This is a genomic window from Pseudoalteromonas sp. J010 (genome assembly GCF_003934235.1).
Classification (GTDB): domain Bacteria; phylum Pseudomonadota; class Gammaproteobacteria; order Enterobacterales; family Alteromonadaceae; genus Pseudoalteromonas; species Pseudoalteromonas peptidolytica.
Map to the genome: position 1 here is coordinate 66232 of NZ_RDBW01000019.1, position 18633 is coordinate 84864.

Here is an 18633-nt window from a genome sequence, read left to right on the forward strand (position 1 = left end):
GAGGGAAGAGATGATGGATAACCAGCAAATGTATTTGCTTATTTTTCTGTTGTACTTGTCGGTGATGATAATAGTGAGCTGGTTGACATCGCGATGGCAACGTTCAAATAGTGACTACTTATTGGCTGGGCGCAAAGTACCACTATTACTGACATTAGGTACAACCGTTGCCACTATGGTTGGCACTGGCTCATCAATGGGAGCGGTAGGGTTTGCTTATCAACATGGCTGGGCAGGCACGCTTTATGGAGTTGGTGGAGCAATGGGGATTTTATTGCTTGCCTGGTTATTTGCTCCAGTCAGGGCTGAGCGCTTTGCAACGATGAGTGAGGAGTTGGCAAGTTATGTTGGTAACCATCAAATGGTAAAAAAAATACTAGCAATATTGATTTATGCCGCCAGCGTTGGTTGGTTGGGGGCGCATTTAATTGGTGGAGGCATGTACCTTGCTTGGTTAACAGGACTTGATGAAACCAGTGCTAAGCTCATTATTGGGATAGGGCTTGCCGTTTATGTGACCTTAGGTGGGTATTCTGCAGTAGTATGGACGGATGCCATTCAAGCCATTATTTTATTCTCAGGCTTTTTGCTAATGAGTTATTTTGTTGTTGATGTGGTAGGCGGCTGGCAAAGTTTAACCAATGTGACTGTTGCCAAAGATGCGGGGCTATTTTCATATCAAAACATAGGCATGTTGCCAGCAATCTCCATGGCGCTTGCAGTGCTGGTTGGCGTCTTAGCAACCCCCTCGTTTCGCCAGCGGATCTATTCGGCTAAAAGTATAGCGAGTATTCGTACATCATTTTTTATCTCAGGAGTGCTTTATTTAGGGTTTTCGCTTATTCCTGCGGTGATAGGGATAGGAGCCTATGCCGTGAACGCGAGTTTAGATGACCCTGCGTTCGCCTTTCCTTATTTGGCGTTGACGGCGATGCCTATACTGATAGGTGGTTTAATTTTGCTGGCGGGGATTTCTGCAACGTTGTCGAGTGCCAGCTCAGATGCAATTGCTGGTGTGAGTGTATTGATCTCTGACATCTATTTAGCGTGGTATAAAAGTAATATTGCGCCGCGCAACTTGCTACTAACATCAAAAATAGCCATGTTGATTACAGTCTTTTTGGCATTATTTATTGCAGTGTTATCAAATAATATCATCAGCTATATCACCAAGATGATTTCGCTTGTATTGGCAGGGCTTTGTGTGATGGGAGTGTTAGGGCGCTTTTGGAAAAGCTATACCTGGCAAGGTAGTTTGGCCACTTTACTTGCTGGTTTTATTGCTGCGCTACTTGTGGGGGCAAATAACAGCTGGTTGGCTTTTTTTGGTAACCCAATTATTCCGGCGTTGTGTAGTGCGCTACTATTTGGGGTATTGACGAGCATTGTGACCAAACCAAGAAACGCCGAGCTGTCAGAAGAGGTAAAAGTAACCTCATGAAGTCAATGATAAAACGGATAGTCTTTTTTGGTGAGTGTATGGTGGAGCACAATGCTGATGGGGTGACTGCCTTTGGTGGCGACACTTTTAATACCGCTTGGTATTTGGCGCAATTACTCAGACAAGTCAAACATGACGAAATCACAGTAAGTTATGCTACTGCTTTGGGCACCGACAGTGCCAGTGCTGATTTGACCGCGATGCTATCAGCCGCTCATATCAACCAGGATTACATTATAATCACACCAGAAAGTCGCTTGGGTGAATATTGGATATCTCTTGATGACAATGGTGAAAGGCGCTTTACCTTTGCCCGCGATAAAAGCCCAGTAAAAGCGTATTTCAATAGACAGCAACGCCTCATACAAGCACTACAAGATAAACAGGTTGATGCGATTTACCTCTCAGGGGTAAGTCTTGCCATTTTATGTGATTCACAAAGGCGATGTTTATTCCAAGCATTAGCCATGTTTAAAGAAGCCGGTGGTATGATATTTTTTGATAATAATTACCGCCAGGCGCTGTGGTCTAGCCCTGAGGCAAAGCAGAGCTATTTGGCTCTGATGCCACTAGTAGATATTGCATTTTTGACTGATGAGGATGAATATGCCGTATACGGCACGCAAGGTGTCGATGACATTATATCTTTGCACCAACAACGAAGCATGCAGCCGCAAATTTTAGTCATACGTCAAGGCGCAAAGCCATGTCTATTGGTTTCTTCTAATGATACTCCCGTCATTTATATTGCGGCGCAACATATAAAGCCAACGCTTATTTTAGATACCTGTGGCGCTGGAGACGCATTTGCTGGTGGGTTTATGGCACAGTGGCTGTTAGGCACTGAGCTGCGTTCAGCTACGCGTTTTGCTCACCGAGTGGCGGCTAAGGTTATTCAACATCACGGTGCGTTGATCCCTGAGCACTTACTACCGAGCCTAGAGACGCAGGAATGTCATTATGAAAATACCCTTTAGTATTATCCTATTTAGCATACTGTTGCCTATATTTGCACTAGCGGCAGCGCCACTGCCACTTATGCCGATGCCAAAACAAATCGAAATGGGCACAGGCACACTCACGCTCAATAGCGAAGTAAAAATAGCAGTTCATGGTTTTGGATCACAGAGAAAAGCGTTTCAGCTTGCTAGGGTAGCGAAATACTTTGAGCGTATTGCAGGAAAGCCAATTGCTTTACGCGTTGTTGAGGGGGAGAAAGCAGATTTAACTATTCGTGTAAAACAGGCTGAAACCCAATTAAACATGCCTCAACTGGGGATGCCAGAAGACTACACGCTAAACATAGATAAAAATGGGATAACCCTATTGGCAACATCAGTTTTTGGGGCGCAACACGGCATCTCAAGCATACTGCAACTGGCGACGGTAGATCCTCTCAACCCGCTGTCGTTTCCCTATACCAGTATTACAGATGCTCCGCGCTTTACTTGGCGCGGTCTGCTGATTGATAGCGTTCGTCACTTTATGCCAATTGCAACTATAAAGCGCCAACTTGATGGCATGGCTGCTGCAAAACTGAATGTATTACATTGGCATTTAACTGACGACCAAGGTTGGCGTATAGAAAGCAAGGTGTTCCCGAAGTTAACCAAAATGGCCTCTGATGGCTTGTATTACCGCCAATCTGAAGTTAAGGAGGTGATTGAGTACGCGAGCCTTTTAGGTATTCGCGTGGTGCCCGAATTTGGCATGCCTGGTCATGCGAGCGCTATAGCCGTGGCGTATCCTGAGTTAATGGCCAAGGTTAAATCGTATAAGATGGAACGCCACTGGGGCGTTTTCAAACCGTTACTCAATATTGCTAACCCTGAAGTGTATGTATTTATTGATAACATACTGGCTGAAATGGTGAGTTTATTTCCTGATAGTTACCTTCACATTGGCGGTGATGAAGTTGAGCCTGCGCATTGGCTTGAAAATAGTGAAATACAGGCGATGATGTTGCAGCATCAGTTAAAAAACGGCCATGATCTTCAAAACTACTTTAATATACGTGTACAAAAGCTAATCGCCAAATATCAGCGAACGATGATGGGGTGGGATGAAATTTTTCACCCCGCACTGCCTAAAGATATTTTAGTACAGTCGTGGCGCGGACATGACTCGTTAAATGCAGTAGCAAAAGCTGGGTATGCAGGCATCCTGTCAACGGGCTTTTATATCGACCAACCCCAGTATTCGTCATTCCACTACCGTAACGATCCGTTACCAGAAAAACCGCAAATTAACCTCACACAGCCACGTGTGATGAGTCTTGCCTTTACTGTGCCACGCTTAAAAGGAAGCGCAATTGAGGGAGAGTTGGTGGTGTTGGGTGAGCAGGTGCTGATCAAGCTAAATAGCAATCTGCACCAATTGGTTAAAACGGATAAACCAATCACACGTGAGACACAGCAATTTATCGCGACGATGGACAGCTGGATGGGGCCACTACAATTTGAGTTTAACCGAACCATAAACGGCGGTGCAGTCATGATAGGTAACAGCCGCTACCCTCTGACTATTACAAGCATAAGTAACCCTGCCCCTGTAAATGTGTCGGCCTCACTTAGTCGTGATAATCATGCCCTGATTTTAGGGGGAGAAGCGACAATTTGGAGCGAAATGGTTACTGAGCATAATCTTGATGTCAGAATTTGGCCACGGCTTTTTGTTATCGCTGAACGTTTATGGTCTGCACAAAGCCTCACTGATAGCGACGCCATGTATTTACGGCTCGAGCATATTAGTGACTTTTCACATCGCGTTATTGGGCTGAAGCATAAAGTACAACAGCGCTTGGGTTTTAACTCACTAATTAGCACAACACTAGGTGAATCAGAGCGTATTAAAACACTTGAGTTACTTACCCATATTGCACAGATTGTTGAGCCAAGTCACTACTACACACGTCATCATATTAAATTTTTACAGGACGAATATCATCAAAGAGCACCACTCAATCGGTTTGTTGACTATCTTGGCGTTGAAAGTCGCCAAGTCCGAGAGCTTGACCAATTAGTTGAACGGTTTATTGCAGGAGATGTAGCTGCATTAATCCAAATTGAGAAGCAGTTACAACACTGGCAAATGAAGCTACAGGATGCAAGCTTATTACGGCATCGCCCAGAACTGACTGAAGTACACGCAACTACGCTCAAGGTATTGCAATTGATTGAGCTTAGCCAACACGTGCTGGAGGTGTGTAAAGGGGCTTTACAACCTTCACAAACTTCCAACTTAAATCAACAGTTATTGGCATTACAGAGCTTGACGGATGAAATCGTCATTACAGGTATTTATCCGATGCGAACGCTCTATCTTCATTGCCAATCAGTAAATAAGCATTGAATAGGAACATCATGAAAAAAATTTTGTTGAGCTTTTTGTTACTACAAAGCAGCGGCTGTGTGATAGCCAATACAAATGCAGATACCGAGGACTGGATCGTTGATGGCGTGTTTACGCAAGGTATTGAAGGCCCCGCGGTTGACAGCGCAGGAGTGTTGTATGCGGTGAACTATCAACAACAAGGAAGTATTGGCAAGGTAACGGCAAAGGGTCAAGTAGAAACGCTACTGACATTCAAAAATGGCTCTATTGGTAATGGTATTCGTTTTGATAAAGAAGGGAACATGTATATTGCTGATTACATCAACCACAATATTCTGAAAGTCACCAGTAGCGCGCTCAAACAAGGCGGTGATTTATCAGAATTTGTGAGTGTATTTGCACACCATGATGGCATGAACCAACCGAATGATCTTGCGATTATGGATAATGGCATTCTGTTTGCCAGTGATCCAAACTGGCAAGCCAGCAGCGGGAATTTATGGCGTATAAACACGACAGGAGAAGTAACTTTACTCGAAGCGGGTATGGGGACGACCAATGGCATAGAAGTCAGTCCTGATAATAAAACCCTGTACGTGAACGAAAGCGTGCAACGCAAAGTGTGGCGCTATGACATAGATGAACAAGGCAATATTAGTAACAAGAAACTATTGATTACGTTTAATGATTTTGGTTTGGATGGCATGCGTGCAGATAACCAAGGCAATCTCTACATTGCTCGTTACGGTGCAGGTGTTATTGCTGTAGTCTCACCAGAGGGTGAATTACTTAAAGAAATTAAATTGACAGGCAAACACCCAACCAATGTTGCTTTTGGCGGTAACAATGGCAAGCGTTTATTTATTACGATGCAAAAACGCGGAGCCATTGAGATGGCCGAAGTTGAGTTTGCAGGTCGTGGAAGATAATGGGGTTATACCAATTTGACTTGATACTTGCTCAATTTGAAGGCGTAAATCTGACGCTAACAGTATTAAAAATTTCTCATTTAGAACAACTAAATAGCAAAATTTTTGCCTTGCCTACACGGATGTAGGTACCTTGGCGATAGCAGGACGCGGTAGCGGAGTTATCGACAAGATTTTCTCGCCTCAAAATAGACCACTTAATTAAGCAAATTGGTATTAAGCTGATAATGCAGCCCAGCCCCCACATAACCGTTGGCGCCACTTTCTTTATGTAACAGGGTAGCACTGCTGTTCAGCCTACTGTTAATTTCAGATTTCCAACTGAGTACACCGACAAACAGCTTACCTACTAATTCGCTGGCTAGATTGGTTTCATAGCCAACCTGCAATGCAGCACCTTGTGGAAGAGCTGGGGCTATAGAAGACAGTGTTTTATGTATTTCATCGGGTGTTGCTGATAGACCACTGAACTCAACTTTTCCTTCACCCAAATCAATATATCTCAAACCAATATCCCACTGTGGAGTTAATTGATAAAAAGCACCGATAGACCAGCTTGTACTTTTTTCATCTAGATAAGTGGTAGCGAACGATTCGTTTGATACGTCACTGTCCGCTGATGTGACACCGACAGTACCCGCAACTTTCCATTCACTAGCCATCGCTGACGTGGTTACTAGCGCTATGCTGCTCACCAGTGCAAATGCAGGTAAACTTGATTTGCTGCGACGAAGCACCAATGCAGAAATCAGTAATAGACTCAGCAAACCCATGCTACCGGATGAACTGTTTTCAACTTTGCCATGAGGTGTGGTCTTGACTGTGACACTTACTTCAGCCTCTGCTTTGGTACCAAATTCATCGCTAATTACGTAACGAATAGTATCTATACCTTCAAAGTTATTTGCTGGAACATAACGCAATTTTGCTCCTTCGATAGTAACAGTACCGTACTTAGCGGTGGCTGAGACTAAGGTAAGTGCTGAACCTTCAGGATCGGTGTCATTGGCCAATACGTCTAGCATTATCGTAGTGCCATCTGTGTTGGCACTGTCATTGATCGCATTTGGCGCTTGGTTATTGACGATAGAAACCATTACCACACTTTGTGCTGTACCACCGACTCCGTCTGTAATACCGTACTGAATGGTTGCAATTCCCACAAACATAGCGGGCGCTGAGTAACTTAACTGGTTTTCTACCACGTCAACTTGGCCAAAGTCGACTGACGCACTAGTAATGGTTAGCGTATTGTCATCTGTATCCGTATCGTTAGCTAGTGCATCGAATACCACATTTTGGCCTGCAAATACGGTCAAGGCATCGCTGTTTGCGACCGGTAAGCTATTGCCTGATACTGGCACTGCAACACCACCTGGGTCCACCACAGTTCCATTGGCAACGCCATCATCGTCGTTCGCGCCACCATCTTGAATACGCAGCTGCACACAGTAATCACCTTCGGTCATACCGTCTGTCCACTGGGAGTCCCCCGGAGGAGGGCAGAAGCCTAGCTCACCACGTGCAGATAGCACTTGGTTGCTTGCATCAATAACAAAGTTATTCCACTGGCCATCTTTGAACTTACGGTATACCGCATTGGCTGGAATAGGTTTACGTTGTGGGATCACAATGCTGTACACATCCCCATCTTTTGGCAGACCTACTGCAATGTAGTCAAAGATACCACCAATGTTGAGCGCTTCAGTGTCAGTGGTAATTTCACTTTCCAACAGCCGTATACCGCCAGTTTGGTTTTGTGCAACAGTGGCTCCTTTACGCAAGCAAACACCAGCATCACCTTCTACTAAGAATTGTGACGATTGATCCACGTGTTGTGGCATTACATTACAGGTATCGATGTTATCTAGGTAGTCAGGAATACCATCGCCATCTGAGTCTTGGTAGCCTTCTTGGTTATCTGGGATCAAGTCGCCATCGCTATCGCTGTCTGACAAGGTTGCGAGTGCATCGACTACTTCAATATACACTTCAGTTTTAGTTGACAGGCTAGGTGTAGCATCGTCAGAAGCAATCACCACCACTTTGTAAATACCAACCGCAAGTGACTGAGGATTGAATGTAAATACGTTATCAGTGAATGATAAGTTTTCAAGCTCACTTGAAGCTTGCCACTCAACGCTCACTTGGTCATTTGGATTCACATCAGCAACCTGTGCAGTAACCGACACCTCTGCGTTGGTTGCTGTTACTAGACTGCGCTCCTCACCATTTTGCGAAACCACTGTACGCACGCTTGGTGCTACATTGTCTTCAACAATTGTGATAGTTGTGGTTGATTTAGCACCTGCATTTACACTATCACCTAGGCTAATGACTATGGTTTCGTTGCCTTCCACTTCGCTGTCTGCGAATACGCGGAACTCAATGCTCGCTTGCGTTCCGGAGGTAATAATAAACTCACCAGACTGTAAATCATGATCCGCTGCGTCAGCCGTACCTGTTACTGTATACGGAATAGTGACAGGGTAACTTGGCGCATCACCGTTTAGGTAAACGTTTACATGGTAATTGCGGTCTTCGCTCACTTGGCTGTCTTTTTGCAAAGAGACAAGAGGATTAACCTTGACCACCTGACTTGCAACCACTTCTTGACCTTGGCTGTCTTGTGCTTTCCAATGTACAAGGTGATTTCCCGGCGAGAATATTGGCTGAGCTTTATTAAGCGAGACTGGCAGGGCAACACCATTACTGTCATTGGCCGTGGCTGTACCTAGGTCGACTTTAGTAAACAAGCCTGTAGCATTCACTGTAATTGCCGGTGGCGCGATAATTGTTGGTCTGGTATCGCTGTTTGAATTACTTGAAATCGTGACCTCTGCTCGGCCTTGATCTCTGCCTTTATTACTATCTTCAATAGCATAAGTGATCACAGCCTGTCCTTGTGACATTCCTTCTACAAACAGATTCAGTACGTTACCTTCAATGACAACACTGCCATATGATGACTTTGCACCGACAATACGAAGTGCATCACCGTCTGCGTCAGTATCATTTTCTAAGACTGGTAAAGTATATTGGCCAGAATTAGTCGCGGTGAATGAATAGCTGTCATCTATCGCGATGGGTAAGTCATTGACTGCTGTTACTATCATCGTTACGGTTGCGACAGTAGAGGTGAATGTACCGTCCTTGACGACATAAGTGAATGTATCTGTACCATTAAATTGAGGTAGAGGCGTGTAATTGAACACCTTACCTTGAACTGAAAGTTGGCCACGTTGTGGTTGGTTTTGAACTTCAACAGTTAAGGTGTCACCGTCAATATCGCTGACGTTGGCTACAAAGCTGGTTGTACCGTCTTCTTTAACGGTTTGCTGCATATTGTTAGCAATTGGCGCTGCGTTCACTGCCAACACTTCGAGGTTAAACGTAGCAAGACTGTCGCTTAGCAAACCATCGCTAACGCTTATCACAATGCCACGGTAAGTCCCTACATCATCACGTGTTGGTGTACCTGACAACACCCCAGACTCTGTGCTGAACTCAGCCCAGTTTGGTTTGTTGATAATAGTAAATGTCAGCGACTCCGAGTCAATGTCTGACGCAGACGCCGCAAAGCGATAAGACTCATCTTGCTTCACATTAAGTGTTGGCGTACCTGAAATCACAGGCGCATCATTTACGGCATTCACTGTGATGCTAAACGCATTTAGGCTGGTTGTGGTTTTACCATCGGTTACTGAAATGACAATACCAGCATAGTTACCATCTTGGCCTTCCGTTGGTGTACCTGTTAACGTACCCGTCGTGTCATCAAAGCGTGTCCAGCTAGGCTGATTTTCGATAGAGAACGTCAACGCATCTTGATCCACGTCGCTAACAGCTGGCGTAAATCGATAGGCTTGATCCTCATCAACTGACTGAGATGGCGTACCTGAAATCACCGGTGCATCATTGACCGACTCAATGGTGATGGTTACTTTCGCTTGATTAGAGACTAACCCTTCGGTGTCTTCAACTGTGTATGTTAATTCGTCATTACCAAAGTAGTTGCCATTTGGCGTATATAAAATAGCGCCTTCTGCAGTAACTTTAGCGGTACCATTTTTTGGTTGTTGAACCACCGTCACCGATGTTGATTTCAACTCACTATCCACGTCGGTGTCATTACCCAGTACATTCACTTCAACACTGCCATCTTCTAGCAGTTGTGCTGTGTTTTCTTTCGCCACAGGCGCGTCGTTTACAGGGGCAATTGTCACTTCAACACTAGCAGGTTCTGAGCGCAAATCTTCGCTATCTGCTACGGTATAAGTAAAGGTGAGTAGACCGTTTTTGTCCTGCTTAGGCGTAATAGTTAGTTCCCCATTATCACCAACAGTAACCTTGGCTAACTCGTAGTCACCACCATCTTGTAACGTAATTTTGGCGGCTGCAAATGTTTCATCTTCAATGTCTTCATCATTAGCTAAAATAGCTAAGGTGACTGACTCATCTTCTTTGGTCGTCGTTGTGTCGTTTGTAACTGTCGGACGGTCATTGACTGCACCAATGTTGATAGACACTTCCGCTTCGTTTGACTCTGCGCCATCGTTGTCGGCAATCACATACTTAAAGCTGTCTTCTTTGTTTACGTTCTCATTTGGTGTGTAAACAAGCGTACCGGCTTCTTGGTTAATAGTGACTTTACCTTTACTTGGCTGTTGAGTAATCCGAATGTCGCCTTTCGGGTTGATGTCTTCAACGTCAGTTGCTGTTGCTCTTACCGCTAACGCGTCTGATGCTATGTCTTCATCAATGTTAACGATGAAGCCTGCTGCTTTTGGAACGTCGTTTACCGCCCTAATGTTAACTTGCACCTTGGCTTCTTTCGATACCTGCTGCTGAGTGTCTTTTACAGTGTAAGTAAAGCTATCTTCACCATTAACATTGTCATTCGGGGTGTAGATTACAATACCGTTTTCGACGTTTACCTTACCTTTGGTTGGCTGAATCACCAGAGTCATCGAAGACTTATCCATATTGTTTTCAGGATCGGTGTCATTGGCTAACAAATCCACTTTTGCCGATGGCGTGTCTTCTGTTAGGTTTATCACATCGTTCGCAACAGTCGGTGCGTCTTCAACGGCTTCAACTATAATAGTCGCAGTATATTTATCAGACTCGGCTTTGGCGTTGTCTTGGTAGTAGAAAGTAAAGCTATCTTGATGGTTTTCGCTACCATCATGAATATATTTATAGCTACCATCTTGGTTTAACGTCAGCGTGCCGTATTTGGGTTGGCTACCTGCAAGCACAATAAGCTTTTCATCAAGATTATTAGCAGTGTCATCGTCTTTGCCGTTCTCCATCAAGCCATCTGTCGCGTTAACTTCTAGTGTTTCACCTTCTTTAACGTTAAGTATTACGTTTTCACCAGTCGGTGCGTCATTGGTATTAATCACTTTTAGATCAAAGCTATCTAAGTTAGTTTCATCTGTACCATCGTTAACGGTAATGATGATCCCTGTAGTTTCACCCACGTGCTCGTTCTTTGGTGTACCAAATAAGCGTCCAGTGGTGGGCTCAAACTTCGCCCAACTAGGTGTTTTATTGATCGTAAAGGTATGAGTATCGCCTTCGTCGGTGTCTGTTAATGTCGGCGTAAAGTCAAACTCGCTGTCTTCATTTACTTGAGTAGCAGGCGTGCCGCTGATAACAGGCTTGGCATTATATTGTTTTTTAGCTGTGTCGGTCACAGCTGCGCTTTCGTTACCAGCCCAATCGCTCACAACCACAGACAGTTTCAACGTACCTTCAGGTAAGCTTGTTAAATCAATATTCTCTAGTTTTTGCGTACCTGTTGTCGAAGTGATTAGTGTTTCTTTAACTATTTGTGTTGCATTTTGACCTTCAACGGTAATGGTTGCCGTTATCTTACCTCTGCTTTCTAAGCCAGAAATAGTGATACTTGCGGTTTTTTCATTTTCTTTGGTGAAGTTCTCTTGATCAAATGCGGCGGTGATACCCGTTGGCACCGTTGTATCAACCTCAATGGTATAACTAGGACCTTCTGCCTTATTCCCCGCTTCGTCACTCATAATGATTTTAAATGTATGACTGCCATCAGTCAGAGGGCTACTACTCGGAACGCGAGCTGTAAATGGATCGCTATAGTCATAAACCGACACATAGCTTAAATATTTTAATTCATCTCCCTCAACTTTATAAAGGTAATGGCTATAGCTTGGATCACTTGAGCCTGTGAACGTTGGAGTGGTTTTATTTGTCAGTTTATCCGTACTAGATAGTCCGCTATCACTGTTACTGCCTAGTGTAAGTAAAGGGTAGCCTTTTGGTGGGGCAGCATCTATCCTTACAGTCTGTTTTGCTGATTCAACACTGATATTGTTAGACAGATCTGTTGCTGTTGCGTAGACTTTCGAAGTTTCATCGATTTCATGACGGTTTGGGGATTTAAGGATACCTGTCGCTTTTATTTCCCAAGTATCATGGTAGGATGACAGTTTCACTCTACCCAATTCAATCGTCTCAGTCGTATTAACCGGAAAGCTTTGTACGGTCCGCTCAACATACAGTATCACAGTAGAGTTTGGTTCTGCAGTACCTTTAAATGTTGGCTCCTTTACATTGGTAATCTGATCAGACTTGCTTCCAGAGTTTGAAGCATCCGTCATAGTAGGTATTGAAGGCGCTTCTGGTGCCTCGTCATCTATAAAGCTCAATTCGATTGCTTTTTTAAATGATTTTCCCTCACTGTCTTTACTCAGCACACAGACAGAGTAACTACCATTAAACCCACTATATCCGGTCGTATTGTATTTGGCATGTAAACTCCCTTCAACAATTATAAAGTAAGGATTGTAAAGGCGCCTGTCGCCCCGGTCGTTGGGCAGTGAGCATGTACCAGCAGTCGCTTGTGTCGCGTTTGTGGCAAATTCATAGGTATGTGTATCCCCAGTATCTGGGTCTACCGTTGACAAAGCACCTAAAACTTTCGATGTACCAAGTTCACTATGTTTAAACGACGTTTTAGCAAGCGTTATATCTGTTGGTGCGCGGTTTGGAAAAGCAATTTTTACCCCTAGTGTATTGTCATCTTGGCTATCGGAAATACCATCATTAAAGGTATATTTAAGTGATACGTTATCTGAGGGGGTCTGAGAAGTGTTTTTGTATTTAATGCCTTGAGCTATCGTGTTTATGGTGGATCCGGAAAGCTTTGCATTAGTACCTGTTTTAAGGTCAAACCTCAGCTTTAATACACCTCCTGAGTTTTTTTCTATCGCAATGACATACATACCACCTAATTCAAAGTTGCTGTTTTCGGTCAGAGTATAAAATCCATGCGAAAAAACATCTTCGGCATTGGCACCGCCATCTCGCATGATGGTGAGTGTACTACCAGAGTAGTCACCTTGCGCTGAAAGTTCGTTGTCATATATATCAATCTGCGAAGTTAYTTGTACTGGTTCGCCACCGAACTGATAAGCTTCCCCGGCGATAAGCTTTCTAAAAACAGGCGGGGTGTTAGTTACAACAGGAGCTGAAAACTCAAATACATTTAAGGTATTTTTTGGCTTATATTGACCACTATGCTGGCCAGCATCATTCAGAATAGGAAACCGAATTTCCAGCAAATCGATATTTTTCCACTTCTCTTTTTCTGACAAATCGGATTCACGTGTGATAGAAACAAGAGAGCCGGGAGTAAGCCCCCCCTCAACATTGTTTCTTTTTACTTGCTCCATCACTATTTTAGAACCGTTAAGATATCCGGTGAATTCAAAGTACATGTTGGCATTTTCTGGGATTTCTTCAATCACGAAAAAGCCAACCTTATCTAGACTAAACGCAGAACCAGTTGCCTTTACAGAGTAACCAATATCATTTTTGTCCCAATCTGTAGAATCCAGTGTATACAGTTCATTAAAAGACACCCCATAATTTGTATGGACCGTAATTGTCCCAGCAGTTACGGAAGTTTCCCAAGAGTCAAAGGTAAGTGATGTGGATTTCCCATTGAGTAAATAGGTGTAAGCTGCTTCAGCGGTAGTACCTTTAGATTGCCAGGTTACACTTGTGGCATACCCCAACGAGGAATAAAGTGATAAAAAGCAAACGCTGGTGTAGACCAGCCAATTTGCCAATTTGGTTAGCTTCATATTTGCTCCATATCTAGGTTTTACCCTGAGATAACCAAAAAGTTAAAATAACGATGAGTTGGGCATGTGAGCCATGCCGTGTTCATCTCTATATCAAATAAAAATTATTATTAAATTCAGTAAAATGGCGGTACTTAATGGGCTTTCCTAAAGGTTTTCAGCTCCGTTGTTAAGCCCCCAATTAACCGCATTATTTGGTGGTTGTAGGTAGAAAACTCATACTGGCCTCCAATCCAAATAACACTCAAAGCGGTAACCGTGGAACAACCCATGCAGGGTGGCAATAAAGTCAAATCGCAGGCTTGAAAACATGGTACTTTTTAACGTCAAGAAAGACTTAAGTTGAGTATGAGTTGAATGTTTCAGTAGCCATTTTACTGAGGGTTTTACATAGTCAATCGCGGGCGAGAAAACATTTCTTTTTTGTTGTTTTTGCATCACGGCTCTTATTGCATTCAAAGCATGTTGTTTGTGTCGTTTTTCATTGTGCCGAGTAAGTCCGCAATATCTTTATCAAAGACTGATTATCAGAGCAGAGAAAAATACCTATATTGCCCTCTCACAATGGCTTAGTCGCCAACAAAGAAGTTATTGCGACCGGAAGTTAGAGCTATATAGTTAGTGTACCAAATTGCTAAACAAAGATACATTACAGGGTATTACATAAATCTATAGTAATTAATGACTTGTGATAAAAAATGGTAGCAGAATGATAGCAGGGCGTTACTGTTTCAACCCATTACTGCAAAGCCACAGCTTAGTTTTTTACTTGTCTAGCTAAGGAGTTTTAGCAGAAGCACCGCATTTGCTGACACAAGTTATTTAAAGGTAATTGGATAACGTGGAAGTTTATCGAGGAAGAGCCACTAATCGAGTTAGAACAGCTGATACTCTGTGAATATATTGCCAAGTACAGGCAAAGATTGGTAGATATTAGCTGGTTTATGCGGGTACTCAACGAGGAGATTGCCCGCAGGGCAAATAAAGAAGATGAATGTACTGGCAGATTTTGGGAAGGCAGATTCAAATCTCAACCCTTGCTAGACGAGGCCGCATTAGCTGCCAGTATGGCATAAGTCGACTAAAACCCCAATAGAGCTAAATTAGCTCCAACGCCTGAAACCTCTGACTTTACCAGTATCAAAAAACGCACCGACCGTGCAACGCAAATGACCAAACAGCCGATTACGTAAGGTTTGCGGACAGCCCCGACAACACATGTTCAAAGTCCTGCCTTTCGAACTCAAGGCTTACTTAGAGTTAGTCGAGCTTACGGGTAAATGTATACGCACCGATAAAAAAGGCGCTATTTTAGAGTTTTAACCAATTTTGTCTTAACTAAACATCGAACCTGATTTTTTGGATAAAGCTCACAACACTATTTTGTTGGGTTTTTTGCAGGGCTGCAGGTCGAGAGCAGGTATTGAAAACTTACTGTGAAACACTCAAAAAAACGACGACGCACAAATCTGGAAAATTGTGAACGTTTGCTGGTTTAACCAAATAAAGTCTCTAGCTACAACTCTCCAAGCTATACAAGTCATGCTAACTTTTTCGTGTACGGTACACTGATTTTGGCGTCGAGAAATACGTAAATACTACCAGCTAGAATATGCTATTTTTGTTCCTAACTTTTCCACCAGTAAGAAGTGCATACAGGCGCATAGAAAAGCTAATGCCCTGAATGGTATCCCAATGTTCGACAAGGCGCCCATTTTCCACACGCCATGTATCCACAATATTAAACCCCTCCGTCTCAATGCCTCGATGTTTGGCCTTTAAAGTTACATGTGAATGCAATACGACATGGTCACCATCAACGAAAATATGTTTGATGTCGTAACTGAACTCAGGGGCATTATTTACAAGACTGCTTACAGTTTCAATGACGCCTTCAATTCCATCCGCGATGTTTCGGTTATGTTGTATGTACTGTTGGCCATAAAAAAGCTCGCGTATGCCATTGAAGTCGTGATCATTCATGATGCGCTGTACAAATTCGACAGCAAGCTTAGCGTTATGTAAATCGTTTTCTGACCAATGTGGCTTTGTTAGCTGATTAATGTCTATCTTAGGTCCGTGCATAGGAATGGCCTCATAAATTAAACTTAACTTTCAAAATGCAAGTTAAATTATTTGCTTGCAAAGTGCAAGTTACATATACTTTCCATCATTCTTATGAGAGGTGCTTATGACTAGACGTTCGAATTGCCCAATTTCCAATGTATTGGATTTGGTGGGGGATAAATGGAGCTTGTTGATCCTACGCGACCTTCTTTTTTTTGATAAAAAATCATACTCAGATTTGCAAAATTCAGACGAAAAAATGGCATCCAATATTCTCTCGAATCGTTTGGAAAAATTAGAGCTAGATGGTCTTATATCTAAACGGTCAAATGAGAAAGATAAACGGAAAAAAATCTACACACTGACAGAAAAAGGCGTGGATATGCTGCCAGTTTTATTGGATATGATTATTTGGAGTGCGAAATACAGCCCTGATACAAACATTCCAATGGCTTTGGTGAACAGAGCAAGCCAAGATAGGGATGGACTACTTGAAGAGTTGCGAAGTCGAGTTACGTTTTTATAGGTGAGCGATGTATTTTCGTTCGCTGATTTATTTATCGGTCTCTTAAGAATTTAACAATTAGTGTTGTTTTAATCACCCGAAACAAGTAGGTAACAGCGAATAATGAGTGATGGGTGTCACTTATTGTAGTTACGCGTCTGCCAGTATATTCAATCATGCAAAATGGCTCAGCTCGGCTATCAAGCGTGGCAGTGTGGTAACTGTGGGGAGTCACAGCAGGTTGGATGTAGCTGCTAAGACCGCCATTGCCCAAGGAGTCAAGGTGTAGGAGTTGCTATAAATGATGTGCAATGGTTGTATAAACAGTGAGTTAGCTTATTTCTTACCTAACCCACTGGTCAGTAATTTCTTCTTACCAAGGATCACACTAACAGCCGGTTATTCGCTATATCTGGCTTCCTATAATCGCCGCTTATTGTTCGCCTGAGAGGTATGTCGCTAATTGCTCAACGTGGGTTTTTGTCTCGCCTATCAGTGACGTTATTTGCTCTGCTGAATCCGTTGAGCTTTGCGCTAAATTTCTGACCTCGTCAGCAACGACAGCAAACCCTCGGCCTGCTTCACCCGCGCGAGCTGCTTCTATGGCGGCGTTAAGTGCAAGTAAATTGGTTTGATTAGATATATTGTTGATCGATTCGACAATGGTACTTATTCTGTCTAATACCTGTGACATTGCAGAGTGAGTTTTTGTGATCACTTCGTTTTTACTAGATACATCCTCGGCATACATCAAGAGCCCTGTAACTTGATTTTCTACATTTTTTATTGGGGTTGCAACCATATCAAGCCTAACTTGAGTTTCTTGATATGTTAAGGTTACTTCGCTCTTCACCGTCTTTCCATTTGTTAACTCTTTCCAGATGGGATTAGGGAGCTGCTGCTGCATTGAACCAAGTAGCAGCTGAAGTTCGTTCAGTTTTGTCACCTTAAAGAGTGATAAACTAATATCATTTGCATGAATGATATTACCTGTGTTGTCGAGTTCAAACACGATGTTAGATTGCTCTATGGCCTCCATTTTTATGTCAGATTCCAAAGAACGCTTTTTCGTCTTATCGATATTGGCCTGAACAGCAACATAGTTGGTTAGCTGCCCTTGAGAGTTAAACACGGGGTCGATAGCAAGTGAAATCCAATATGCGTTGCCCGCTTTGTCGTAATTTAGGATCTCTTCGTAGAAAGGTTCTTGAGCCTGTAACTTTGCGGAAATATGAGCAACCGTTTGTTGGTCGGTATGTTTTCCCTGAAGTAAGTTACCTGGCTTCTTACCCAACGCTTCCTCTTGAGTGTATCCAGTCATAGAGATGAAACCATTGTTCACATATTCAATTAGTCCTTGGGCATCGGTGATAATAACGGAATTACTGGTGTTATTTGCGACTAATGAAAGCTTCTCGAATGATTTTTTTGCGTGGTACTGTGCTGTAACATCTCTGATAAAAGCGGTGTATAACACACGGTTCTCAAGCTCAATTTTTGAAAGGGATAGCGAAACCCAAATATCTGTGCCGTCTAGCGTTGTGGTGGGAAGCTCTAATGAAGTACCTACAGCTCGGTTTACACCTGTACGGCGGTTTTTATTGACGTACTCATCATGATTCGGCCTAATATCTTTTGGCACAAGAACTTTTACATTTTTACCAAGAATATCAGCTTTTTTACAGCGCCATATTCGCTCCGCAGCTGCGTTAAAAAAGATAATATTATTATGCTCATCGATCGTAACTACACCGTCAACGCACTGCTCAAGGGTCTGATCTATAATTGTTTGTGCGTCTTTTTGTGCTGTTATATCACGAACAATTGCTGAGTAGAGACGTTGATTGCCAAGGTCAAGTTTAGATAAAGAGAGGCTTATTGTTTTTTTGCCTCCCTGCTTTGGCTCGACAAAGAGTTCTAAGGTTTGACCCACTAGTTTGTCGTTTCCCATTTTCCTATGTCGGTTAACATGTTCATCATGGTTGGCGCGAAATTGCGAAGGAACGAGCATTTTAACATTTTGCCCTATTACCTCATCTGGGCTAAATCCCCAGATATTTTGTGCTGCTTGGTTGTAATAAATAACGTTGTTAGACTCGTCTATCACAACAACACCATCGATAGAAGCATCGAGTACACTTCTGTATAGTTTCGAGATATCTGATTTAAACCAATTGAACATCGCTATCGTCCACACTAGCACTAAAAGTGTCAATACGCGTGGAGTTG

The 18633-nt window shown here is 43.1% G+C and carries 8 protein-coding genes and 1 pseudogene; 6 read left to right on the top strand and 3 right to left on the bottom strand.

All coding sequences use genetic code 11. The features are described 5' to 3' along the window. The first annotated feature begins 10 nt into the window (after positions 1–10). From EAG18_RS11705 to EAG18_RS11720, 4 genes are read left to right on the top strand one after another with little or no spacing between them, the layout of a single operon-like run. Positions 11–1441, top strand: coding sequence for a sodium:solute symporter family protein (locus EAG18_RS11705; RefSeq protein ID WP_125252569.1), 1431 nt, complete (start codon positions 11–13; stop codon positions 1439–1441). Next, positions 1438–2418 carry a sugar kinase gene (locus EAG18_RS11710; RefSeq protein ID WP_125252570.1) on the top strand — a complete coding sequence of 327 codons (981 nt, stop codon included), beginning with the start codon at positions 1438–1440 and terminating at the stop codon, positions 2416–2418. The genes EAG18_RS11705 and EAG18_RS11710 overlap by 4 nt, the downstream gene beginning before the upstream one ends. Further along, entirely contained in the window at positions 2402–4792 is a 2391-nt protein-coding gene (locus EAG18_RS11715) for a family 20 glycosylhydrolase (RefSeq protein ID WP_275557279.1), read from the top strand. Before EAG18_RS11710 ends, EAG18_RS11715 begins: the two co-directional genes overlap by 17 nt. A gap of 11 nt (positions 4793–4803) precedes the next feature. Then, positions 4804–5703 (top strand): SMP-30/gluconolactonase/LRE family protein, encoded by a 900-nt coding sequence (locus EAG18_RS11720; protein WP_125252571.1) that lies wholly within the window; start codon positions 4804–4806, stop codon positions 5701–5703. A 197-nt stretch (positions 5704–5900) separates the two neighbouring features. On the opposite strand, the gene EAG18_RS11725 is transcribed toward EAG18_RS11720, so the two are convergent. Further along, the gene (locus EAG18_RS11725) at positions 5901–13832 is read right to left on the bottom strand and encodes an Ig-like domain-containing protein (RefSeq protein ID WP_125252572.1); all 7932 of its coding nucleotides are present in this window, start codon (positions 13830–13832) and stop codon (positions 5901–5903) included. Between the two features lie 812 nt (positions 13833–14644). On the opposite strand from EAG18_RS11725, the pseudogene EAG18_RS22370 reads away from it, so the two are divergent. Then, a pseudogene (locus tag EAG18_RS22370) lies at positions 14645–15331 on the top strand (transposase); the annotation flags it as partial. A 106-nt stretch (positions 15332–15437) separates the two neighbouring features. On the opposite strand, the gene EAG18_RS11735 reads toward EAG18_RS22370, so the two are convergent. Continuing rightward, a complete protein-coding gene (locus tag EAG18_RS11735) occupies positions 15438–15917 on the bottom strand; it encodes an ester cyclase (protein ID WP_125252573.1) in 480 nt (159 codons plus the stop codon). Positions 15918–16023: 106 nt separating this feature from the next. Here EAG18_RS11735 and EAG18_RS11740 point away from each other — a divergent pair, with 106 nt between their 5' ends. Further along, a complete protein-coding gene (locus EAG18_RS11740; RefSeq protein WP_125252574.1) occupies positions 16024–16425 on the top strand; it encodes a helix-turn-helix domain-containing protein in 402 nt (133 codons plus the stop codon). A gap of 412 nt (positions 16426–16837) precedes the next feature. On the opposite strand, the gene EAG18_RS11745 is transcribed toward EAG18_RS11740, so the two are convergent. Further along, on the bottom strand, positions 16838–18586 hold the full coding sequence (locus tag EAG18_RS11745; protein ID WP_125252575.1) for a PAS domain S-box protein: 1749 nt from the start codon (positions 18584–18586) through the stop codon (positions 16838–16840). Positions 18587–18633: the final 47 nt, after the last annotated feature.